This is a genomic window from Methanosarcina sp. 2.H.A.1B.4 (assembly GCF_000979385.1).
Classification (GTDB): Archaea; Halobacteriota; Methanosarcinia; order Methanosarcinales; family Methanosarcinaceae; genus Methanosarcina.
In genome coordinates this window covers 3,760-27,978 of sequence record NZ_JJOV01000005.1, presented here as the reverse complement: position 1 = coordinate 27,978, position 24,219 = coordinate 3,760, and the positions used below count along the sequence as shown (strand labels likewise).

Below are 24,219 nucleotides of genomic sequence, written 5' to 3'. Positions count from 1 at the left end.
ACCTGCGGAACGCGGGGAAGAGCTTGGGGACTTGCCCTCAATAGAGGGAGGAATGAACCAAGAAGCCACTCAGTCTTTAGCTGAGTGGTAGTTCACATGATATCATTAACAGCATTCCGCGTTCTGGACTTTATCTCTTATTTTTATATCTGCCCTTTATCCAGTCTTTCCGGGAATAGAATTGCACCTGACATACATATTTAATATTTTTGTGCAGACGCTGCCGAAAAATATTTATTCTACTGTTCTACCCTTTTCCTCTCCAGGAAAGTTATTATCTCCACGGGATTGCTGAATTCTGGATCCGGGTATTATGTGCTCGAAAGTGAGGCATTTTAGCATCAATATTATTCTTTACAGGAAGATTTAAGGAAAACTGTTCATTCTCTTCCAGAGCATTTTCCGATCTGCATCTCCTGTTTTCTGTCCTTTCTGACGTTTAACCCTTCTTCCTTCGGAAATTTAATATTTTATACAATTTCTCCTGTTCTTATATGCGGTTTCTGCACCCGTTTTCAGAAAGGTTTATTAAGTTATCTTATTATAATATAATTTAAAGTTATTTCGGGTCAGCTGAATACTATCGATTACCATATATATATAAAGTAAGATTACATGTACTTTATACACATTATTTAAATTTGTCAGATTGAATCTATTTAATTATATTACACTGACGTTTCATGCTAACAAAAAACTGCAGACATAAGGAAACCCGGGACCCGAATTTATTGTTAGAGGTATTTTCATGAGAACTGGACAGAGGGACGTGCACAATACACCGCTTAAAAGGCGACTGTCAATAACCTATGAGGAGCTCGAGACTCTCAAAAAATCAATAAAGATTTCGGTTCTCAATGAACTGCAGGCCGAAATGGAAAACAGTTCCGATCTGGATTCCTTTAAGGACCAGATCCTTTCCGAAATCAGAACCGAATTGAAGGGGCTCCCTGATTCTGCATCACTAAAGGCTTCAATTATTAGCGAACTGCGAGCCGAATTCAGTTCTGGCAAAGATAATGGCTCTGCGACAGCGGACCGGCGGCTGAAGGAACTGGCAGGAATTCAGGACGGGCTTGTCAGGGAACTGCTTGACCAGAAAATGCTTATAAAACAGCTGGAAAAAGACCTCGAAAAACTCTCCGGAGCGCTGGGAGGCATGCAAAATACTGTTTCTTTCTCTCCCCCCTCGCCTCCCTCTTCTCCTTCTGTTTCTCTTCCCATCCTCGAAGACCCCCTTGACCTTCCTCCTCTCTCCAGAAAACCAACGCGTAAACTTGAGTTCAGGAAAGAGAACCATTCCGCACACGAGCTTATTGATTTCAGGGAAGCTCCTGCATCCCTGCCAGGCACAAATGCAAAAGTTCAGCTTAAGATAAGGGAGGTTGAGCCCGAGGAACTTGACGAACAGGAGGTTGTCGAAACAAAGTGTGAGTATATCATCGCCGAGAGCGGGGATCGAAAACGGCTTAGAGGCAACCTGAGGCAGTCGACTCCAGTAAGAGAAGCCCCGGCGGGACAGTTGTTCCCTCCAAGTTCGAGATCTTCTATGAGGCGCCAATCTCCTGTGAATGCAGACCCTGTAAGAGCCCGACCCGATGAAGATTATAAATGCGAGTACATAATCGCCGAAAAGGCTCCAAAAAAGCGTTTAATCGATGAGTCCGTGGATCTTAGGGATACTGATGATGCGGAAATCATAACCTGCAATCGGAAAGACCCCCAGGCGTAATGAGGCTGAAAAAACGGAGACATCCTCAAAAACGCAAAACCTCAGAGGCATTCTGTGTACATAAAAGAAATCGAGTTCGTTAATTTCAAGTCCTTTGGAAAAAAAGTAAAGATTTCCTTTTTCAATGACTTCACCACTATTTCCGGTCCTAATGGGAGTGGGAAGTCAAACATCATAGATGGGATTCTCTTTGCGCTCGGGCTTTCGAGCTCCAGGACTCTCCGGGCTGAAAAACTTACGGATCTTATTTACAATGGAGACGAGGCAAAAAAGCCTGATTTTGCCCAGGTTACGATCCGTTTTGACAATACTGACCGCAAGATGCCGTTAGAGCTTGATGAGGTTGAGGTCTCAAGAAAGGTCAAGCGGACAAAAAATGCGTACTACAGCTACTTTTACTTTAATGGAAAAGCCGTAAGCCTGGGGGAAATCCATTCCCAGCTTGCAAAGGCAGGAGTCACGCCTGAAGGTTATAATGTGGTAATGCAGGGAGATGTCACGCAGATCACCTCCATGACCTCTGTAGAAAGGCGGAAAATCATTGACGGAATTGCCGGGGTTGCCGAATTTGATGAGCGTAAGCAAAAGGCGCTCGGGGAACTGGAAATCGTCAGGCAGCAGGTCGAACGCGTGGACATCATCCTTGAAGAGGTGCGTACCCAGCTTGAAAAACTCGCAGGGGAACGAGACCAGGCACTGAAGTACCAGGCTCTGAAGACTGAAAAAATTAAATTTGAAGGCTATGTCCTGCTCTCCAAACTCAAGGATGCCAGAACAGAACTGGAAAATGTGGACAAAGAACTTGCAGGGAAAGAAGAGCACTTTGAAAAAGTCCAGGTACTGCTGGACGAGAGGGTTAAGGAATTAGAAGCCCTTGAACAGGCCCTGGAAACAATTTCCCTTGAAATCCGGAAAAAAGGGGAAGACGAACAGCTGCAGGTCAAAAGGGAAATCGAAGAGACAAAAGGGGAAATTTCCCGCTGTGTGGACAGCATTGAGCTTTCGGAATCCGAACTTGAAGACGCTGACGCAAAGCGCAGAAAGGCGTTTGTTGATATCGACTCCACAAAGGGCAAGGTAGGGGAGCTCGAAGAGAAAATCGAAACTGAAAACGTGAGAAAAGAAAGCATCTCTTCTGAGCTGTCCGAGAGAAAAACCGAGCGTATGCTGCTTCAGAGCAGGATTGCGGATGTGGATGCAAAGTTTGCAGCAACAAGGGACGAGCTCATGGCTGCCCGCAAGAAACTTGAGGACATTAAAAACAAAAAAAATGAGCTTATCCGAAATGAGGACCGGCTCCTTGATACCCTCCGGAGAAAATCGTCGGAATTGCGGGATATCGAAAACCAGATCAGGGATGCAGAAGCTGCATTCACCGCCTCTGACAGTGATACTCTTTCTGTCCAGTATGAGATTGAGAAGCTTACGGAAAACCTGGAGTCCCTGATAAAAGACCGTGACGATGTCGAGAGCAGCCATTTCAGGGTCAAGGAAGACATAAAGAAACTTGAGAGCAGGCTTCACGGGCTCCAGCAGGAATATGCAATTGCCGAGGCAAGGGTCCGGGCTTCGGAACAGGGAGGCGGATATTCAAGGGCTGTGGAAATGGTAATCGGAGCTTCCAGGCAGAATGAACTCTTTGGAATTCACGGGACCATTGCCCAGCTGGGAAAAGTTGACCGCAGGTATGCGGCTGCCCTTGAGGTTGCTGCAGGTAACAGGATGCAGGCAGTTGTTGTAGATAATGATGGGGATGCTGCAGAGGCAATCGAATTCCTGAAACGGAGAAAGGGCGGAAGAGCTACCTTCCTTCCGCTTAATAAAATGAGGGATTCCAGGCGGCTTGAAAGCCTCGGTTATGAAAATGGAGTAATAGGGTACGCAATTGACCTCATCGAATTTGACCCCGACTTCGAACCTGCTTTCTGGTATGTTTTCCAGGATACTCTTATTATGGAAAACCTTGCCAGCGCCCGCCGTTTCATGGGAAAGGCGAGAATGGTCACCCTTGAAGGTGAACTCCTTGAAAAGAGCGGGGCAATGGTTGGAGGTTCTCTTTCTTCAAAATCGGGGATCTCTTTTGCAGCAGCGGAAAAAGACAAACTCCTTGAGCTTGCAGGCGAGATTAAATCCCTCGACGCAAGCCGGACTGCAGCGATCAGTAAACAGGACAACATTGAAAGCCACGTTTTTGAGTTGAGCAGGAAGATCCGCGACTGTGAGGCTACCATCTCCAGAAAAGAACTCGAGCTTCAGGAAATCGCCGGCAGAGGAACTAAACTTACAGAACTCCTTGAAGCTAAGCAGGCAGACCTGAGAGCAATTGAAGAGTCCAGGACAGAACTCAGGGCTGAAATGGACAGTGTAATTGCAGAAAAGGCTGAAAAAGAAGGCGCTTTGGCTGAACTTGAGGTACAGGTTGCCGAAATTGAGGCAAAGCTTGCTGATTCTCCTCTTCCCGAGATCAACAAAAAAGCCGAGTTTGTAGACGAGGAAATCCGGAGGCTTGACGGCAGGATCAGGGACACCGAAGCAAACCTGAATGCCTTGCAGCTCGAAAAAGAGTATGCTGAGCAGAAGATTGCCGAAGCTAAAGAACTTATCCGGGAACTCGATGAAAAGAAAGCTTCAAGGCGTGAAAAAGTAGATTCTCTCAGGACAAAAATTGCGGAACTTGAAGTGCAGCTTCTGGAAAAACAGAACCGGGAACTTGAACTTTCCGACGAGCTTATGGGGCTCCAGAAAGAAAGGGAAAATGTTCAGGCCGAGTACAGTGCAGTAAAGCGCAGGGTCAGTATAGCCGCAACCACCCTTGAAAAGGCAAAACAGCAGGTACTTACGCTCACAGCTACGAGAAGTGCACTTTTTGACCAGGAAAAGCAGCTGCTTGAAGAGATACAGAGAAGGGGCATAGAAGAATCCTTAGAGGTCCCGAGTTACGAAACCGTTTACATAAGGATCCAGGCAATCGAAGAAGCCCTGCGCAGGCTAGAACCTGTAAACATGAGGGCAATCGATGAGTATAACGAGGTGGAACTCAGGCTTTCGGACCTGCAGGGCAAACGCGACACTCTCTTTACCGAAAGAGAACAGCTCCTTGAACGCATTGACCAGTACGAGCAGCTCAAGCGGGACACCTTTATGGAGGCTTATACAAGCATAAATGCCAATTTCAAAGAGATTTTTTACGAGCTTTCCGACGGCATGGGAGAACTCCTGCTGGAAAACCTTGATGATCCCTTTGCCGGAGGAATGACCCTCAGGGCTCAGCCAAAAGAAAAAACTCTCCAGCGTATAGAAGCCATGTCCGGAGGAGAAAAGAGCCTTACCGCACTTGCCTTTATTTTTGCAATCCAGCAATACCGTCCCGCTCCTTTCTATGCCTTTGACGAGATCGACATGTTCCTTGACGGCTGGAACGTGGAGAGAGTCTCAAGGCACGTTAAAACTTCAGGCTCAAAAGTCCAGTTTATTGTTGTTTCCTTAAGAAAACCCATGATCCAGGCGGCAAGCCGGACTATCGGGGTTACAATGCAGGAGAATAACATCACGAGTATTACCGGAGTGAAGTTTAATGGCTGAACTTATAGATAATTCGGCACTCAATATTTCCGGACTTCCTTCCCCCGATGTTCGTGAATCGGGGGAAAAGAACTCTCTTTTTTCAGACCCCGAAGTTTTCGGGCTTCCGACCACTCTTTCATGCCTCGGCGTTGATTGGACTCTGCTCGACCTTTCAGAGTTTGATTCCTATGAGCCCCTGGGTATCCTGGTCGAACTTGCAAAGGACGGGAAGATCGATCCCTGGGATATCGATGTTGTGCAGCTAACTGACAGTTTTCTGCAAAGGATAGAAGAGCTCCAGAAAATGGACCTGAGGATTTCCTCAAGGACTCTCCTTTATTCAGCTGTCCTCCTCCGCATGAAATCTTCAGTAATTCTCGGAACGGAAGAAGAAGAAGATTTTGACTCTGGATTTTTCGATGATGAAGACCTCCCTGCGCCTGATGAGTTTCCTATCCCAAAGTTGCCTGTCCGCCGCCTTTCCACAAGGCCTGTCACACTGAATGAACTTATTCTGGAGCTTAAAAAAGCTGAAAGGACACTCTCAAGGAAAAACGAAAAGAAAGCCCGTCTGGCTGCAGAAGAACCTGATATTTCCCCGGATCCCCTTACTACCGGAGACGTGCTCGGGATTGCCCACGACGAGGCGATCGGTTCGAGGCTGGTACTTATCTGGGCAAGGCTTGTTGAACTATTTATGAAGCAGCCTGTTGTGGAGTTTTCTGACCTCCTTAAACTGAGTGAAGACAGGATCATGGATTACCTTTCCCTCCTCTTTCTTGCTTCGAGCAGAAAGATCTGGCTTTTCCAGAGTGAACTTTTCGGGGAATTGTATATTTATCCCGGAGAAGAATCAGGTTTTTCTACGGAAGGCAACCCATCTCCCTACCCTCAGATAAAACAGGGCTTAACAGGAGATGTTTCAGAGCCTGAATTTTCCCTGGAAGACAATTTTGCAGATAGTAAACCTCCGGTTGAGTACGCTGATGGAGAGCCTGATGAAGCCGGGTATCCAGAGGTTCTGTCCTTTGAGCCGGAACATATAGATGTAGACTCTCCTGAAGAAACACGTTAACTCAAATGAAAAATAACCTTATCCTCTTTTCTGGTCGTGAAACTTATGAGTGAGCTTGAAATTATCGAAGCGGCTCTTTTTGCTGCGGGCAGGGCAGTAAGCCTTGAAAAACTTATGAAAATTACCGGAAAGCCAAAAAAGAATGTCTTTTCGGCAGTGCAGGAGCTGATGGAGGCTTACTCTTCCCGGGGATCAGGCCTCGAAATTCTGGACCTTGGAGACCGCTACGTTATGCAGGTTAAGCCAGAGTACTCCGAACTTATGCGGGACGTTGCCCCAAAAGAACTATCAGCCCCCAAACTCCGGACCCTCTCTATGATTGCTTATCATCAGCCTCTGCTCCAGTCAGACCTTATCGAAATGAGGGGCAGTGGAGCCTATGATCATATAAAAGACCTGATTGAGAGAGGATTTGTTGAGTCTGTGCCCAGCGGGAGAAGCAGGCAGCTCTCTACAACCCCGCTGTTTGCAGATTATTTCGGGCTCAAAAGAAATGACCCTAAAGACATAAAGGAAAAAATCGTTGAATTATTGAGGTTGCAGGGAGGGCAGAGTGAGATAAACCTCTGGGTTGGGAAAAAGATCATTGCTGTGACTCCAATGTATGAGTCCCTTATGGGCATGTGCGGGATTAAAGACTATTTTGTTGCCAATGCTTACCGCCCTTCAAAGGAGGAAATTTCCCGCCTGCTTGAGGCTGATGTGCTTGTGGTCTCTGCCGGCTACCTTGATACCGTGAAGCAGCATTGCGATGGGGAAATCCTTGAGGTGCGTTCAACAACCTTTGAAGACCTTATCGAGGCAGTCTCTTTAATCTCTGAAGAACTTTCTGATGAGGTAGACTCCGAAACAGTGGAAAACACTCTTCGGAAGATCAGGGAGACGCGGGAAAAATACGTATCTTCGGCTTTCCTAATTGAGAGGAAGGTAAAGCCTGCAACTGAGATGGTCTCAAGGATCGTAAACGACCTCAACATAAGGATTTCTACAGACGGTATCCTTGTTGCTCCGGATTACGGGACTTCACGCGAGGGAGTGAGCATAGATAAAGGGGCAAATATTCTGATACCTACTCACCGCACTGTAGAGGGCGACCTTCTCGAGAGGGTCTGCAAAAAATATGATTCCCTCCTTGAAGGCTTGAAAAACTTTGAAGAATGAGGCACCTCAAAGCCAATGCGGGTGCCACTTTCTCCTTTAATTTTTTTTAATTCACTGGCGCCCATAATTTAAGCTTTTCTGTTCCATTTATATTCTATATATATAGTATTTATATAGTATGCGAGGCATTTAACTATAGCTTTATATACTGGTTAGAGGATATTACTTTTGCTTTATATACTGAGGGTTGACTAATGAGCGAATCTAGCATTAAAATTGAAAACGTGGTCGCATCCACCAAACTCGCTGAAGAGTTTGATCTAATTGTGATCGAATCCGAGTTCGAAGGCGCCGAGTACAACAAGCAGAAGTTTCCAGGGCTCGTCTACAGGGTTTCTGACCCCAAAGCCGCTTTCCTGGTCTTTACTTCCGGAAAGGTTGTCTGCACAGGAGCAAAAAATGTCAATGACGTGCACACAGTTATTGGCAATATGGCAAAAAAGCTGAACGGTATAGGGATCCCGACAATCGAAAACCCGCAGATTACTGTCCAGAATATAGTTGCCTCCGCAGACCTGCACACTATTCTTAACCTCAATGCAATTGCAATCGGGCTTGGGCTTGAGAATATCGAATACGAACCCGAGCAGTTTCCGGGGCTTGTGTACAGGATCGATGTACCTAAGGTAGTTGTCCTTATCTTCAGTTCCGGAAAACTGGTAGTTACAGGCGGGAAATCCCCTGAAGACTGTGAGAGGGGTGTAGAAGTAGTCCGTCAACAGCTCGACAACATGGGGCTTTTATAAGAATCCTCATATTTTTTAATCTATTATATCCATTATATCCATTAAATCCATTAAATCCATTAAATCTGTCTCCGGTGGAAAGGATATGGATAGAATACTTATATAAAAACGGATTCTGCGATACGCGTAGAGGCTCCGGCAAAGGATATGTGTGAAACGTGAATAATGCAGATGTTTGCATCCTCATTCCTACCCTTAACGAAGTTGCAACGATAGGGGAGCTCATTAAAGATTTCAAGAAAGAAGGGTTTTCCAACATTCTGGTAATCGATGGAAACAGCAGGGACGGGACAGCGCAGATTGCAGAGGCAGAAGGCGCAAGAGTTGTCTTGCAGACTAAAAAGGGCAAGGGACAGGCAGTGATCCAGGCTTTCGAAATTATCGAGAGCCCTTATGTGGTAATGGTCGATGGAGATGGGACCTATCTTGCAAGAGAAGCTCCTTCTCTCCTTGAGCCTGTTCTGGAAGGAAAAGTTGACCATGTTATAGGTAGCCGGCTGGATAATTATTCCCCGGGGGCTTTTACAAAGCTTAACCTTGTGGGCAACCGCCTGATTAATATGTTTTTTAACCTTGCTTACGGAGTACATTTAACAGACATTCTCTCAGGCTACCGTGCGTTTACTCTCGAGAGTGTGAGGGACCTTGAACTTAACAAGGCCGGCTTTGAAATAGAAACCGAAATCTCTGTGGAATGCATCCTGAAAAAACAGAGGGTTGAAGAAGTCCCGATTACTTATCTCCCCCGAAGTGAAAAAGGTGAAACCAAGCTAAACCCTGTAAAAGATGGAATCCGAATCGGATCTACCATTTACAGGCTTGCAAAAGTGCATAATCCTATGTTTTACTTCGGGGTTATAGGCTTTTTCTTTATTATGGCAGGCCTGTTTACGGGAACCTATGTGGTATTCCAGTGGCTTCAGGGAATCACCCGCATCCCTCTTTCGATTCTCACAACACTGTTTATTATATTCGGTCTTCAAATGTTCATTTTCGGGATGATCAGTGATCTTATAGTAACTCTCCACAGGCAAACAGTCAGCTTAATCCAGGAGAAAAATAAGCAGAGAAAATAATAAGAAATCTCTGTGTTTTCTGATCGCTGCACATTTTTTAAGCATTCTACAGGTCTTTTCCTGTACTTATTTTTTCTCCGGATCTACTTTTTCATCTCATTTTTCATCCTCATCTTTCATCCTCATTTTTCATCTCATTTTTCATCTCATTTTTCATCTCATTTTTCAAGTTTCTTCTAATATTACTCTCTCCTAAACTCAACTTTACTTGTTATCTACTCAAAACAACTTTTAATAATTCTCTATGATATACTTATTTTAATCCTGTGCTATCTATTTTCGGCATCTATCTACAGCTAAGTAAAGTAAAGTTGATTAAGGTTAAAGTTAGTTTTTTAAATAGTGTTATATATAATTACTAGCCTTTTAGGATCTAACTCACAATCCCTTTACTTACTTATGAATCTTGCATGATGATCTTACAGATAAATGAAAGCTTGAGGTACTAAATATGACAATTGTGGAAGATGCACAAAAAGGAATTATCACTGAAGAGATGAAGATAGTTGCAAAGGACGAAGGACTTGACCCTGAATTTGTCCGCCGTGGCGTTGCAGCCGGAAGAATCGTTATTCCAACCTCTCCCTACAGACAGGTAAAGCTCTGCGGTATTGGAGAAGGGCTCAGGACCAAGGTCAATGCCTCCATTGGTGTGTCCTCAGACATTGTGGATCCAGAGATGGAAGTCCAAAAGGCAATAGCTGCAGAAAAAGCAGGCGCTGACACCCTCATGGAGCTCGGGACCGGCGGAGACTTCCTCGCTATCAGGAAAAAAGTCGTTGACAGCATCTCTCTATCAGTTGGTTCAGTGCCTCTTTACCAGGCTTTCATTGAAGCTGCAAGGAAGTATGGTTCAATCGTGCACATGACAGAAGACGAGCTCTTCAACGCAACCGAAGCCCAGGCAAAGCTCGGAACCAACTTCATGGCAATCCACACTGGTATCAACAACATTACCCTTGACAGGCTTAAAGCCCATGGCAGGTACGGCGGTCTCTGCTCCCGTGGCGGCGCCTTCATGAGCTCCTGGATGCTCCACAATGAAAAGGAAAACCCACTTTTCGCAAACTTCGACTACCTCGTTGAAATCCTCAAGGAACACGAAGTTGTCCTCTCCACCGGAAATGGAATGCGTGCAGGTGCAATCCACGACGCAACCGACCGCGCCCAGATCCAGGAATTGATTATCAACTCCGAGATGGCTGACAGGGCACACAAGCAGGGCCTGCAGGTCATTGTCGAAGGTCCTGGCCACGTCCCCCTCGACCAGATCGAAACCAACGTAAAGCTCATGAAGGAAATGAGCGGTCACAAGCCCTTCTACATGCTCGGTCCTCTCGTTACTGACATCGCCCCCGGCTACGACCACATCGTAACCGCAATCGGCGCATCCGTATCCGCATCATGCGGCTGTGACTTCCTCTGCTACGTGACTCCTGCAGAGCACCTTGCACTCCCTAACCTCGAAGACGTCATAACCGGAGTCAAGACCTCCAGAATTGCAGCTCACGTCGGCGACATGATAAAGTACCCCGAAAGAGCAAGACAGTGGGACCTTGACATGGGTAGAGCAAGAAGAGAACTTGACTGGGAAAAGATGTACTCCCTTGCAATCGACCCTGAACACGCAAGAGCAGTCAGGACCAGCAGGGCACCCGAAGACACCGACGCATGCACAATGTGCGGCAACTACTGCGCCCTGAAGATCGTCAACCAGAGCTACAACCTCGCAAAATAAGCAAGTAGTCTCGCAAAAAAAGTAAGGCTTTTGGCCTTTACTTTCTTTTCTTTTGTTTTTGTTTTTGTTATTTTCTGTTTTTTCTGTTTTTGTTATTTTTAGTTTTTGTTGTTTTTCAGTTTTTTAGTTTTTCTATTTTTTCCCTGGGTTTTTTTCCTGTATTTTTTGTGAATTCCGGATTTATGCTTTTTCCGAAATTGACTCCGCAATTTTCAGCAGTTCGTCTTTTTCGATGTAGGCTAAGAAGTTCAGTTCAACGTCCCCAATTTTCCAGCTTAACCGCTTAGTCCCTCTCTCCGGGTCTCCAGGTTCTTCATAATACTTCCCTTCTTTTCCGTTGATGGTGATATCTTCGGCCCCTTTCGTGAGCGTGGATTCCCTGAGCTCTCCTTCGTACACCTTTTCCGTAAGTACCATGACTTCGTCTTCTTCCCTATTAACATATGTCAGGGTGACCGTTTCGTAAACCTGTCCGTTAGGTGCTGCTTTCCCATTATTCCTTGACATTGAATGGCTGAAGGCATAGCCTTCGGGCAGGTATTCCGGGACCAGAGGTTCAAAACCGGCATGCTCTTTGATTTCTTCCAGGGGAACTTCTCCCGGTTTTTCCGGATCCTCCGTGAGCACTATCGGGGCCGATTCCACGGTAATTATTTCTGTCCCTTCAGGGATCTCGAACTCAAATTCGGAGTCCGGAATCCCCGTATTGATTTCCAGGTCAAGGATTTCTATTTTCTGCACCAGGTTTCCGTTGCTGTCATATGTTTCATACTTTAAAGGCATCCACATTTCTTTATCTATCCAGATTTTTGTCGGACCAAGGGAGATCTCTTCATTTTCATCTTCATTTTCATCTTCAGTTGCTTCTCCATCTTCATTTTCATCTTCATTTTCATCTTCAGTTGCTTCTCCATCTCCCAATTTCGGAACTGCCTCAAGCAGGTACGCAGGTCTACCGGCAACTGCCTCTTCACCTAACAGCGTAACCTCAGTCTGATTAAGGAAATACTCTATGCCGCTTATGTAGTCAGATTTCGTTTGCTCTTCGTATTCCGGGAGTTTTACTTTGTAAACCGTGTTTGTCTCCGGCATGTAGTCCCAGCTGAATTCTCCGTCCGAAACCGTAAGCTGTTCACCGTCTCCCCCTCCAATATTTTTTGAATAGGTCTTCATCATCCCCGGTTTTTTATACATAATTTCTATCTGACCTTCCCATTGGTTTTCCAATGTCTCTTCTCCGGCGCAGGAGGTGATGTACATGGTATACGAGTAATCCTGGATGCTGGCTTCTTTTTGCTGCATCTGTTCTGCGATATCTTCCACATTAAGTTCCTGTTCCTGACATCCAGACACAAAAAGGGTCATAGTTATGAGGAGCAGTACCGTCAGTACTTTTCTTGATGTCATTTTCATCATCGCCTGATTTTCATGTTTTTTCCTTATTTTTTTATTTATCAGGGCGTTTTTCAAGCATTTTCCCGTACGGATTCCGCAATTTTCAGCAATTCTTCTCTTTCCAGGGAGGTGGTAAGGCTCAGGTCAATATCCCCTATCTTCCAGCTCAGGATATTCATGTCCCCCAGGTCAAGGTACTTCCCTTCCATCCCGTTAATAGAAACTTCTTCTGCAGAATTCATGATTGGAGCTTCCAGGGCCTCGTTTTCGTGTACGGTTTCCGAAAGGAATATGTAATCTCCGTCCTCGTTTTCGTATCTCAGGAAAACAGTCTCGGAGGCCTGCCCTTCAGGGGCTATCAAGCTGTTATTGGAGACCGTCGAATAGTTGAAGGCATATCCTTCGGGGAGGTATTCCGGAACCAGGATTTCAAATCCCGCAGATTCTCTGGCTTCTTCGAGGGTCATTTCCTCGGGAATTAATGAGTCAAAATTCAAGGTCTTTACCGTTGCACCTTCCGGGACCTCGAATACAAACTCGGAGTCCGGGATCCTCTGATTGATTTCAAGGTCGCGGATCTCCAGTTCCATCATCAGATCTCCGCTGCTGTCATACATTTCATACCTTAGAGGCATCCATGTCTCTTTGTCCACCCAGAGTTTCATCCCGTCTACAAACAGGAGTCCCTCTCCTTCCTCTTTCGGGTTTGCCTCCAGCAAGTATGCGGGCCTTCCGTCGATTTCCTCCATACCAAGCAGAGAGACATCCGTTTTGTTCAGGAACTCGCCAATAATTCCTGCGGAATCTAACTCCCCCAATACCGGGGTATCCGGCATTTCCATTTTCATGACCGTATTTGTTTTCGGGTCATAGGTCCACATAAATTCCCCGTCCGAAACCACAATTGTTCCTGCTTCTTCTTCAGGTTTTATTATAACGGTTTTTGTCTTGTCTGGTTTCTTCTGCAGGGTCTGGATCTCACTTTCTCGTGTCTGATTTCCAATGTATGAGGTTATTTGCATCGTATACGAGTAATCCTGGATGCTGGCTTCTTTTTCCTGCATCTGTTCTGCGATCTCTTCCGCACTGAGTTCCCCGGTACAGCCCGATACAAAAAGGACCGGAACCAGCAGAACCAGTAATGTAAATGCTGTAAGTATTTTCCTGTCTGTCATTTTCTCCACCACTCTATTTCCCGGGTTTTTTGAATTCTTCCCATCCCATTGAAAGTTGAATCCTATTCTTCCTCCCTATTTTCCACCGTTGCCCCTTCTCTTCAGGGGCAAAGACCTATGATGAAACCTGAGGCAATCTGCCTGTCCCCATCAGGGCCTGTCAGGTTTTCAGGAGGATAGTATTTCCCGAACTCTCTGGTTTCTACCGTTGTTCCTTCCGGCACCTCAAATTCAAATTCGGAGTCCTGGATGCCCGCGTTGATTTTCAGGTCTCGTATTTCATATTTTACTGTCAGGTTTTCGCTGCTGTCATATGTCTCATACCGGAGAAGCGTCCCTGTCTCTTTATCTATCCAGAACTTTTCCCTATATCCTGGCTGGGCCCCCTCTTCTTCTCCATCTGCCTCTTTCTCTCCACCTTTTTCGTTATCTTCCTCTCTTTTTTCATCTCCTTTTTCTTCGGAGTTCTTTCCCAGCAGGTAGACAGGCCTGTCGTCTATCTCTTCTGTCCCGAGAAGGGATACACCGCTGTCATTCAGGAGGCCTTCAATGAACCCGGTACCACTGTTTTCTCCAGACTCTTTCTCTGCAGATTCTTTTTCCTCGGATTCTTTTTCTTCGGGTCCGGAAGTTTCAGGCAGTTTTACTTTTATGGTTGTGTTTTTCCAGGGGTAATAGGTCCACATGTACTCTCCGTCCGAGACCTCTTCTTTTTCAGGTTCTTCTCCCGGCTTTTTTGTTAGAATTCTGTACATACCCGGTTTCTTGCACATGACCTCATATTCCCTTTCCAGGGCTTCCCCCTCAAAAAATAAGTTCAGGTGTATTGTACATGAGTAATCTTCGATATTGCCCTCTTTTTGCTGTATTTGTGCTGCAATTTCTTCTACTGTATGTCCATCCTCTTCTGTAAGTTCCTTTTCTACAGTGAGTTTCTCCCCGCAGCCCGAGGTAAATAGGGCAAGTGTCGTTGCGATAAGTACGACGATAAGTACGGGCAGTATTGTCTTTGTTTTCATTTTCTCCAACTTCCAGTTTTTTTATTTACGTTTTCCTTTTGTTTTCTTGATCTTTTTTCTGTTTTCAGGCCAGTACTTCAAATTTTAAAGTTTGTTTATGATAAATCTTTCGAAAAAATATTATAAAATACATGTCTTAATTGTGAAATTTCTGCCTATTCATTGGAGAATTTTACAGGTCCGGCATTGAATAGGCATTTCTACCAGAAACAATAGAACTACCTGTAACCGGCAGGAGAAAATAGAAATGTATTACCACATAATTGAATCCCCAATTGGCCCAATACTTCTGGCAGGAGACGAAGAAGGCCTGAAATACGTAAATCTCCGAAAAGGCAAAAAGAAAATCGAAGTTCCGGATAGCTGGGTGGAAAATGAGGATTTTTTCAGGGAAATTTCAGGGCAGCTTGAAGCTTATTTTGCAGGGGAACTCAAATCCTTTGACGTAAAGCTGGCTCCCGAAGGCACGGAGTTTCAGAAATCCGTCTGGAAGGCTCTATGTGAAATCCCTTATGGGGAAACCAGGACTTACGGGGAGATCGCAAAAAGCATTGGAAACCAGAAGGCTTCCCGAGCTGTGGGGCTTTCAAACAATCGGAATCCGATTGCAATAATCGTGCCCTGCCATCGGGTTATCGGGGCAAACGGGAAACTTATTGGCTATGCAAGCGGGCTGGATGTAAAAGAGTTTTTATTAAGGCTTGAAGGAAACAATTTGAAATAAGAAAACACAAAGATCATTCCTCATTTCTCTGTAAATCCTGTTTAGCGATTTTAATCATTTCAGCTTTTTCTGGAAAGGCGGACTCGATGTTGAATTTCAGCTCAGTTATTTATATTGCCGTTAACGGAGTTGAAACGTTTTCCGAGAGATTCTGCGATACGTTTATCCATAGATAAACGTCTCTATAAGGCAGGCAAATATCTCCCTCAAGTACTTTTTTCTCGTTCTCGTTGTAGAGAGAAAATCCAAGCGTCATATCCTTTCCCTCAAATGGGGGAGTTATGGTTACTGCTTTTTCCCAGGTCTCGTTGTCCCCGAGAGTTATATACTGCTGATCAGGGGGTAAAGGCAGAGCCGTGTTTTCAAGCTTAACTTCCATTGTATAATTGACGGGTTTCTGTTCATGGTTTACAATTCCCACTATTACGGTTCCGTTTTCCCCTAGTACGTAATCTGTAGGATAGTTCTCAGCCGTACCTTCAGGCCCCAGGATATAGAATTCTGTAAAAGGTTTCTGTAAAGACTCTGCCATCTGTTCGTCGTTCATTTTTTCCTCGCACCCGGATGCAAAAAGAGCCAGGCTTATAAGAATCAGTATGAATAATATTTTTGTATCTTTCATTTTCCATTCACTTTCGTAATTTTCTCTTTTTTTCTAATGTTCGCCCGTATCTTTTCACATCTTAATATATTTTTTCAATTCTCCATAGTGTAAAATAGCAAAAAAGCCGAATAATATTCATGTCTGTCATCACCCTTACCACCGATTTTGGGGACCTCTACCCTGCAGCCATGAAAGCCGTGGTCCTGCGTATCAACCCCGACGCGAAAATCGTTGACATAACTCACTCGATCTCAAGGGCCGGTATCCGGGAAGGCGCTTTTGCCCTTTACTCCCTTGTCCCTTATTTTCCGGTAAAAACCGTGCATGTGGCAGTTGTCGACCCCGGGGTCGGGACTTCCCGCCGCGCCCTTGCCATAAAAGCCGGAGAGTCTGGTCGTGAGCAGTTTTTTGTGGGGCCTGACAACGGGCTCCTGATCCCTGCAGCTCGCTGCCTGGGGGAGATGGAAGTGTATGAAATTACAAACAGGGACCTGCTGCTCAAATCCGGGATTTCCGCGACATTCCACGGCAGGGACATCTTTGCACCTGTGGGAGCCCACCTCTCAAAAGGTATGCCAATCGAGGGTGTCGGGCATAGAGTCTCGGATTTTGTGGACCTTGATTTCGGATATTTTGGAGTTGACGGGCCTTTTCTTATGGGGAAAGTTGTTTTTGCTGACAGTTTCGGAAATGTGATTACGAATATCCCGGAAGATGCCATTCTGCAATTCTGCACTTTTGGCTCGAAGGTAGAAGTAAACGGCCGAAAAGTCCCCTTTGTCCGGAGTTATGGTTTTGTCGGACAGGAAGATGCACTTGCACTTATAGGCAGCCATGGTTTTCTGGAAATTGCGATAAACCAGGGAAGTGCTGCGCTTCAGTTCGGGCTCAGAGGCGGGGACCCCGTGGCAATTAAAATTTTATAAGTAGCCTCGCCTTCAGGCGGGTGAATATTTATAGAATATTCTTTATACAAACTGCCCGTTAAGTATGAAATTAACTGATGTAAAAACGTACAAACTGGAATTCTTTTTCTTTTCTATTCTGATTGTTCTGAGCTCTGTCGCTCTTTCCGGAAATGATCCCGGAGCCAGGGCCGGAAGTATGAATAATTACTTCTGGATGCCCTCTGCAGTTATGCAGTCTATAGCTGCAGTATATGCCGTGTTTATTGCCATTTTTGCGCTGTCTCTGCAGAGGAACCAGGACAGCATCCATTCGATTGCAAACCGGTTAAAGCCTCCTCTGAAAATCGTATCCTACGTGGCTGCCGGGAGTATATATCTCAACGGGCTGATGCTTATCATTTTCAGCTTATATTCTCCCCCGGAAGCGAAGATAAAGCTCATGCTTTTCACTTCTCTGTTTTCATTAGTAGCCTCCCTTGTAGCCATCGTTTATCTGTCCCTTGAGATGTTAAGTGATGTTTCCGGGCTAAAAACTTCCTCCGAAAAATTTGCTCACCTTTCTAATCTCTTTCGGGAGCTTGAGGGCTGGGGCTCTTCAGGGCAAATGGAACTCAGTGCCGAGGATATGGAGTTCTGCATCCAGGCCCTTGAAGATGAAAAACCGGATGTCCGGATGGTTGCGGCTCAGCTTCTGGGCTTGTTGGGGGATGAACAGGTAGCAGATGCACTCTTAAGAAAATTGGCAGATAAAAACTCCCGGGTCAGGGAAGCTGCAGTTGAGGCTCTCGGTCGTGTTGGGGGTGAAAAAACCGTCGATGTGCTTGTTGAAAAGCTTGAAGCTAAAGATCCTGACTTCAGGCTGCATACCATCCGGGCGCTTGCCAGGCTCGGAGATGAAAGGGCAGTTTATCCTCTTGCCAGAAGGCTGGATGATAAAGTCCCTGGGGTCAGGGTCGCTGCAGCCGAAGCTCTCGGAAACCTTGGAAGCCGGAACGCGGTAGATGCCCTTCTCAAAAAGTTGGAAGACCCTCAGATGGCAGGCACTCCCGCAGAACTTCAAAAACAGGTCCTTTCCGCTCTTGGAAAAATCGGGGATAAAAAAGCCCTGGAAGCCATTCTTTCCAGATTGGATTCCCCCTACCCGGACATTAGAATGCATGCCGCAGAAGCTCTTGGAAACCTGGGGGACGAGAGGGCGGTTTCCCACCTGGTCAAAAAACTGGCTGATCTCAGCCCTGAAGTAAGAAACGCTTCCGCATACGCCCTGGGAAAATTCGGAGACAAACGTGCGGTTGAGCCTCTCATCGGAATACTTGAAGAAACCGACCCCGAACTCAGGATTACTGCCGTATATGCACTTGGAAACCTCAGAGTTCCGCAGGCAGTAAGCTCTCTTATCAAAATGCTGGATGACGATAATCCTTGGGTAAGAAAATGTGCCGCCGAAGCCCTCGGAAAAAGTGGAGATAAAAGAGCAATCGAAGTCCTCCTCACAAAATTAAATGACATGGACCCCGAGATCAGGAGAATTGCAGCCGGAGCCCTTGGAATTATTTCCGAAAACCAGGATTTCAGGTGAAAAATGATCAAAGGGACAAGAAACATTTTGTACGGTATTCCGGTTGCCCTGTTTTTCATTCCCTATGCCCACACTGTTTTTTCGTCCTCTTGAGGGAGCGCAGCGACCGAAAAGGACACCGCCCTCCCGAGGCGGGACTCGGGCGAGACGGAAATCGGGCATTTCACATCCACTCGTAATGCATCAAAACTTCAGGATTGAAGCTCTGCATCAGGCTATTTTCAGTATACCCGAAAAAGAGGCAGCCCTCGCAATTCTGCACTATTTCTTTCCTGCGCTGTGTAGAATCTTCCCATACTTTTTCAAATCCGTCCTTCATAACGTTCCCGAGTGATTCATGCTGTACCCGGCAGGTCTCGGCAGTCCCGTCATGCGTGACATTGATAATAACGCCGCTTGCCCTGCACCTGTAATCCATTTTTCCATCCCTTACCATTTTGAGGTAGGTTTTGGAGTTAATAATGGGGAAGCCCTCTTTTTTCAGCTCTATTATTCTGTCCACAACCCGGCGGAATTTTTCTTTGTCGCGGATTCCTATTTCGCTCCAGATCTCTTCGCTGATTCCGGGAAACTCGTGTACAGGCTCAAATGATATTTTTACACCCAGTTTTTTCGCAAGCAAAATAAGGGTTTCAATGTCGTCCAGATTTTTTCCTGTGAGTACGCAGTTCAGCAGGATTGGATTTTTCTGTTTCTGGTGTTTCCTTACCTCAATAGCCTTTTTTAAGCCTTTCAGCAGGGTTTCAAAATCCATTCTCCGGATTTCTTTATAGCTTTTTATCCCATCTACTGAAACCGAAAGGAAATCCACATCTTCAAGCTCTTCTACTCTTTCGTAGAGCAGCTTTCCGTTTGTGACCATGGATGTGACCATCCCGAGTCCCTTTGCGTGAGCCATTATCAGGGGCAGGTCCTTTCTGAGAAGGGGTTCTGTGGTCCAGGCATTATAAACTCCGATTCCGAATTTTTTCGCATCATCGAGCAGCCTGAATACCTCATCTCTTTGGGGTTCTTGTCCGGTCTCTTTCCAGTATTCACAGAACTTGCAGTGCATATTGCAGCTGGCATTTACGCCGTGAGAGAGGACAAAAGGGCGTTTTTTAATCCTTATCTGCCAGAGGGCTTTTGAAGCCAGGATGGGGTCAAATCGGGACATAGAGATCTCTTTCTGTTTTTCTAAAAATGAACTTTATATATAAATGGGAAAACTGTTATTTTATTTTTATGTTATCTTCACTGTAATTCCAGGGCCAATTCAATTTTGAGTCTTGATCTCAATTTCTCGGGTTCGATGGAACTAATTTGAGGTAAAGGTTCGTTTTTTGGCTTTAAGAGGTTAAAACGAGTCAGAATAACTTTTCATGTTTTTTCATTAATTCGTCATTGTGTATTTTATAGCTACTGCGCTTTTTCAGTTCTGAAAAGGTTCCTATATAGGCTAACTTCCATGTTTTTCGATCACAACGACAAATTTTGTTTTGTCATATTGGCCACTCATACTCTCTATCTTATTCTATAAATAGATGAATATGGCTTTGAAGATGGTTGAGAATCTGAGTGAACTTAGTGTTTAATTCGAGCAGTTAAACGGTAAGAGAGAACAGATTGAAACAAACGTAGTCAATTGCTGATTTGATTGAAGCTACTTTTTAGTAAGACCAACAGTTACAGAGCTTAAAGTGTTTTCAGGATTCCTGTACGTTATTGCTCTAACTAAAAAACATATCCCTATAATGGGCATCAAGACAGTCCAGTAAAATATCAATGGAAATTGCGCCGCCCCTAAAGTTGACCATTTTGAAATATCCCATGCGGTAATGAGGGAAAATATAGTCGACCATTTTGAGATTCCTCTGTAAACGGAATAAAGGGAAATTATTGAAAGAACGCTCACAGCAGATGAAACTGCAATGTATGTATCTATCGAGTCAGAGCGCCCTTTTAAGGATAAAAAGACCATTGTAGAACACAGCGGCAGTAATGCCAGTAAGATGATCCAGAGCCTTTCTAGGATGAGACCTGATCCGGGTAGACTGCCCCCCACATAAATCAAAATATCTAACATAGTCAGTACAGACAAAGAAATACATGACGGGACTGCCAGATGCCATCGGTGTACTGTATCTCTTGCTTCCAGCAAGAAAAGTACGGAACCTAAAAGCGAGATTATGTTCAATAATATGATGACACTGAAGGGTATTTTAAATACTAATGCGACCCACATCGTCAGAAAGATAGCGGATGTCAATGCCAGCGCTATTTTTATCCTCATAAAATTATCAACAAAAGGTGTATAATCTGATGACGATTTTTGAGTGGGCACACCATTTGTCTGGCTTAAAATGTTTTTAGGATTCCTGTATGTTAATGCACTAAGTAAAAAAAATATTCCTATCATCGGCATCCCAAAAAGCCAATAAATTCCCACAAAAACTAAAGACTCACTGGTAGCCGACATATACCTTAGTATATCACCGAGGAAAAGCATTGTAATAAAACTCAACACACATGAAATTACGAGCGAAAGAATATTTATTCCATATGAAACTGAAGCGTATGCATTCATTGGGTCAGGATGTCTAAGCAAGGATAAGAAGGTAAATGCCGAGAAAAGGGGCAGTAACATCATAAGTGTTATCATGAGTTTTTCTGCGCTATTGATAGGATCTTTAAGAAAACCTTTACCACTAAAAATAATAAAAAAATTTACGACAACTAGTGCAGATAGAGAAACACATAATGGGACTGCCAGATACCATCTGGGCAGTACTTTTCTTGCTTCCAACAAAAAAAGCACGGAACCTAAAAAAGAAATAATGCTAAATAACTCTATAATATCAGGGGAAGGACGAAGTACATAACCAACAAATGGGAACCAGAACATCAGAAAGACAGCGGATATCAATGCCAGCGCTATTTTTATCCTCATCAAATCAACGCCATAAAATGTGAAACTGGGTGAAAATTTATTCGCCCTATCAAGTCATAGAATTCAGTTATTGCTCCCTCATCTCCTGCTGAACCATCTACAACCCTAAGCCTAAAATTGTGCACATCCTGGAAGCCTTCCGCATATACTGAAAGCTGGAGGTTATCACCACTTCCTCCCTCATGGTCCCATATCTTCTGTTCTAAGTACATGGATGACGATGGGTCCCACCAGCCTATCCATACTTCCAGGTTGCCTATGTAGGTATGTTCTGTGTTTATCTGGAATACCATAGATTCGCTGCATGCTGTGTTATTTATATATGCATAGGAGGTCTGAAAATCGCGTATAGGTACATAATTGCTTCCTATAGTATCCGGCGATTCGAACTTAGATGCATAAACATCCATACCAATTGTCATCTTCTCTGTCTCGCATATAAGTGTTCGCGTGTAGTTAATCAAATCCGTGGAGTTCTCCCAGTCGGGGTCGGAGTATATTATAGTACTGATTGGATCTTCATATTGACGCGAAAAGCTCGCCAGCAATTTAGCATCTTCAGAAGGGTCATCGATGATATAATAAGTGTCGACATCGGTAGCATTTTCTAACAGGTTCCAATGAGAAGAGACCCAATTTTCGTATGCTTCATGATGACTCTGCCCAATTAATCCCGTTGTATGGTAGGGACATCCTAAATCTTCAATATAGTGGAGTCCTTTGCCGATATTTATGTACGCTGAGTCTACATCGTACTGTGTAAAATTAGCCCTTGCAAAGTCCATAAAGTACTCACAGGAGTCTGGACCAAAGTCGTCACCATATGGATAAAAATACGAGTCATTAATTACCCACGAATGACGATTAATGTACTCAAATGGCCATGGTACTACCACGATAGGCGGCTGATCCCTGTTATCGTCCGCCCACCTACTATAATCGCCGAGAGTGTCAACATGCCCGGAAGTTATGTATTCCATGTTGGATCCTACCGCCCTCGATATCCCTTCATGCCCCGATGTTCCAGTAAACCATTTCGGCTGAATTCCGCTTCCTTCTGTAGCTTCAATGATGTAGTGTCCGACCTTTTGGCAAATTTTAGTTTGCTCTTCTTTAGAAAGCTTCGATCTACCTTCAATTATTTCCTTAAACTCATTGAGCAATTTGTCTTTTTCTTCTTCCGAAAGATCTGTCATGGAATCCCTTAAAAACTTCCAATCCCCTTCTGTAAGCTCATGTTTTTCAACGCTAAGGTTTTTCCAAGATTGAGGGATCTCAACTCCATTAAGGATTCTTGCATTCTTGTTCCCACTTTCTACAGGTACTGTTACCACAGTTCCATTTTTATATAATGTTAAAGTTTGAGTTATTGTTTTTCCATTATCTGTCTTTTCTGCTTTATCTTTTGCATCAGTAGTTTGTGCGTATACAGTAGTAATTAACGCATTACTTAATAGCAATGTTATAACGCTAAATATAATCACTCTTTTCATCCCATTCCCCCTCTAAATATCTATTCTGCTGTCAATTACATTTTAACTAAATTAATCGTGCTTATTCATGATTGAATATTATTTTAGATGCTGTTCGTAGCTCCTTAATGGTCACTCCCCTGAAAGCCTCCATATTTATAGTTCTTGACGTAACCTATTACACAGATTAATTCTTATATTCTCTTATGGTGGGGAAAGAACAAATTGCTATTGATCGGAAGTTAAGTTTTGACGAAATAAACTGCTTAATCAAACATGAAAGCAATTCTAGAGTTCTAAAAAGGCTTTATTTTATCAAATTTAGATATTTAGGCGACTCTGTTGAAGAAGCTTCTATCAAAATTGGTGTGACTAAAAAATGTGGCTATTATTGGCAGGATTATTGGAATAAAGGCGGCTATGCCGCCTTGATACCACAATTTGGTGGAGGAAGAAAGCCTAAGCTTACTGATGAACAAATGATAGAATTAAAGAGTTTATTGAAAACGAAGGATTACTGGACTACCAGAGAAGTATTAGAGTTAATAAAGGAAAAATATGGTGTAGAGTATTCATTGAAAAGAATAGGAATTATACTGAAAAACTTTGGAATGCATCACTCAAAACCGTATACTCTTGACTACAGAAGACCTATAGATGCAGAAGATATTTTAAAAAAAGATTAAGTGAAAAGATTCCAGAATACATCTGTTCAAATTAGGAATATGTAATAGGTTTCCTTGATGAATCTTCACCACAAACAAAAGCAAATACGCAACGTTTATGGGCATTTACAAAATCTTCAATGATAAAAAATACAGATTACATAAAGGCAAACGCATTTGCTTTTTACTCAATTAATGGGAATAACTGTATTGATTTTAAAGAAAGTTCAAAGGCAGAAAGTGTATGTGAGTTCCTAGAAAAAATAGTGGAAAAGAACAAAAACAAAATTATAGTACTCATACTTGATAATTCAAAAGCACACACTGCTGATAAAACAAAAACAAAAGCAATAGAATTGAAAATTAAACTGGTATTCCTGCCACCGTACTCACCAGATCTAAATCCTGTAGAGTTTATATGGAAATCAATAAAAAGAGAAGTATCGGCCAGATTTATTCAATCAAAAGAACATCTAACGGAAATAATTAGAGATGAGTTTACGAGAAGAGGGAAATCATTATCATTTGCAAAGAAATGGATGGAAAAATTCCATCCTCAAATTAAAAGTGTAATTAGTTGAGGCAAGAACTATAATTTTGTTCTAATTGATCGAGAAAAGCTGCCTCAAAACTCAAACATAGGCAATAATCTGTCTC

The 24,219-nt window shown here is 44.0% G+C and carries 17 protein-coding genes and 1 pseudogene; 11 read left to right on the top strand and 7 right to left on the bottom strand.

All coding sequences use genetic code 11. The annotated features are described in order from the left end of the window. The first annotated feature begins 748 nt into the window (after nt 1-748). The 7 genes from EO92_RS01435 (at nt 749) to thiC (ending at nt 11,092) form a co-directional block, all read left to right on the top strand. A complete protein-coding gene (locus EO92_RS01435; RefSeq protein ID WP_048168826.1) occupies nt 749-1,732 on the top strand; it encodes a hypothetical protein in 984 nt (327 codons plus the stop codon). A 54-nt stretch (nt 1,733-1,786) separates the two neighbouring features. Beyond that, a complete protein-coding gene (gene smc / locus EO92_RS01430; RefSeq protein WP_048168825.1) occupies nt 1,787-5,314 on the top strand; it encodes a chromosome segregation protein SMC in 3,528 nt (1,175 codons plus the stop codon). Continuing rightward, nucleotides 5,307-6,371 carry a ScpA family protein gene (locus EO92_RS01425; protein ID WP_048168824.1) on the top strand — a complete coding sequence of 355 codons (1,065 nt, stop codon included), beginning with the start codon at nt 5,307-5,309 and terminating at the stop codon, nt 6,369-6,371. The genes smc and EO92_RS01425 overlap by 8 nt, the downstream gene beginning before the upstream one ends. A gap of 45 nt (nt 6,372-6,416) precedes the next feature. Continuing rightward, nucleotides 6,417-7,532: an SMC-Scp complex subunit ScpB gene (scpB, locus tag EO92_RS01420; protein ID WP_048168823.1), complete on the top strand. Its 1,116-nt coding sequence runs from the start codon at nt 6,417-6,419 to the stop codon at nt 7,530-7,532. A gap of 194 nt (nt 7,533-7,726) precedes the next feature. Continuing rightward, on the top strand, nt 7,727-8,278 hold the full coding sequence (locus EO92_RS01415) for a TATA-box-binding protein (RefSeq protein ID WP_048131567.1): 552 nt from the start codon (nt 7,727-7,729) through the stop codon (nt 8,276-8,278). Nucleotides 8,279-8,436: 158 nt separating this feature from the next. Beyond that, nucleotides 8,437-9,354 (top strand): S-layer glycoprotein N-glycosyltransferase AglJ, encoded by a 918-nt coding sequence (aglJ, locus tag EO92_RS01410; RefSeq protein ID WP_048168822.1) that lies wholly within the window; start codon nt 8,437-8,439, stop codon nt 9,352-9,354. A gap of 451 nt (nt 9,355-9,805) precedes the next feature. Then, nucleotides 9,806-11,092 carry a phosphomethylpyrimidine synthase ThiC gene (thiC, locus tag EO92_RS01405; protein WP_048168821.1) on the top strand — a complete coding sequence of 429 codons (1,287 nt, stop codon included), beginning with the start codon at nt 9,806-9,808 and terminating at the stop codon, nt 11,090-11,092. A 180-nt stretch (nt 11,093-11,272) separates the two neighbouring features. On the opposite strand, the gene EO92_RS01400 is transcribed toward thiC, so the two are convergent. From EO92_RS01400 to EO92_RS01390, 3 genes are all read right to left on the bottom strand, one after another. Beyond that, nucleotides 11,273-12,499, bottom strand: a complete 1,227-nt coding sequence (locus tag EO92_RS01400) for a DUF4367 domain-containing protein (protein ID WP_082107529.1) — start codon at nt 12,497-12,499, stop codon at nt 11,273-11,275. Nucleotides 12,500-12,558: 59 nt separating this feature from the next. Beyond that, nucleotides 12,559-13,662, bottom strand: a complete 1,104-nt coding sequence (locus EO92_RS01395; protein WP_048168828.1) for an outer membrane lipoprotein-sorting protein — start codon at nt 13,660-13,662, stop codon at nt 12,559-12,561. Between the two features lie 101 nt (nt 13,663-13,763). Then, complete coding sequence (locus tag EO92_RS01390) at nt 13,764-14,681, bottom strand: outer membrane lipoprotein carrier protein LolA (RefSeq protein WP_048168820.1); 918 nt, start codon at nt 14,679-14,681, stop codon at nt 13,764-13,766. A gap of 247 nt (nt 14,682-14,928) precedes the next feature. On the opposite strand from EO92_RS01390, the gene EO92_RS01385 reads away from it, so the two are divergent. Beyond that, a complete protein-coding gene (locus tag EO92_RS01385) occupies nt 14,929-15,405 on the top strand; it encodes a methylated-DNA--[protein]-cysteine S-methyltransferase (RefSeq protein ID WP_048168819.1) in 477 nt (158 codons plus the stop codon). A gap of 109 nt (nt 15,406-15,514) precedes the next feature. Here the strand turns inward: EO92_RS01385 and EO92_RS01380 are convergent, their stop codons facing one another. Continuing rightward, complete coding sequence (locus EO92_RS01380; protein WP_048168818.1) at nt 15,515-16,027, bottom strand: DUF1616 domain-containing protein; 513 nt, start codon at nt 16,025-16,027, stop codon at nt 15,515-15,517. A 119-nt stretch (nt 16,028-16,146) separates the two neighbouring features. On the opposite strand from EO92_RS01380, the gene EO92_RS01375 reads away from it, so the two are divergent. Together EO92_RS01375 and EO92_RS01370 are read left to right on the top strand one after the other, a co-directional pair. Beyond that, on the top strand, nt 16,147-16,935 hold the full coding sequence (locus tag EO92_RS01375; protein WP_048168817.1) for an S-adenosyl-l-methionine hydroxide adenosyltransferase family protein: 789 nt from the start codon (nt 16,147-16,149) through the stop codon (nt 16,933-16,935). Nucleotides 16,936-16,999: 64 nt separating this feature from the next. After that, a complete protein-coding gene (locus EO92_RS01370; RefSeq protein WP_048168816.1) occupies nt 17,000-18,496 on the top strand; it encodes a HEAT repeat domain-containing protein in 1,497 nt (498 codons plus the stop codon). Between the two features lie 163 nt (nt 18,497-18,659). On the opposite strand, the gene EO92_RS01365 is transcribed toward EO92_RS01370, so the two are convergent. The 3 genes from EO92_RS01365 to EO92_RS01355 form a co-directional block, all read right to left on the bottom strand. After that, on the bottom strand, nt 18,660-19,652 hold the full coding sequence (locus tag EO92_RS01365) for a radical SAM protein (protein WP_048168815.1): 993 nt from the start codon (nt 19,650-19,652) through the stop codon (nt 18,660-18,662). Nucleotides 19,653-20,138: 486 nt separating this feature from the next. Beyond that, a complete protein-coding gene (locus EO92_RS18365) occupies nt 20,139-21,425 on the bottom strand; it encodes a hypothetical protein (RefSeq protein WP_052734234.1) in 1,287 nt (428 codons plus the stop codon). Beyond that, nucleotides 21,425-22,918, bottom strand: coding sequence for a hypothetical protein (locus EO92_RS01355; RefSeq protein WP_048168814.1), 1,494 nt, complete (start codon nt 22,916-22,918; stop codon nt 21,425-21,427). Before EO92_RS01355 ends, EO92_RS18365 begins: the two co-directional genes overlap by 1 nt. 185 nt (nt 22,919-23,103) lie before the next feature. Here EO92_RS01355 and EO92_RS16880 point away from each other — a divergent pair. Continuing rightward, a pseudogene (locus EO92_RS16880) lies at nt 23,104-24,143 on the top strand (IS630 family transposase). Nucleotides 24,144-24,219 lie beyond the last annotated feature (76 nt).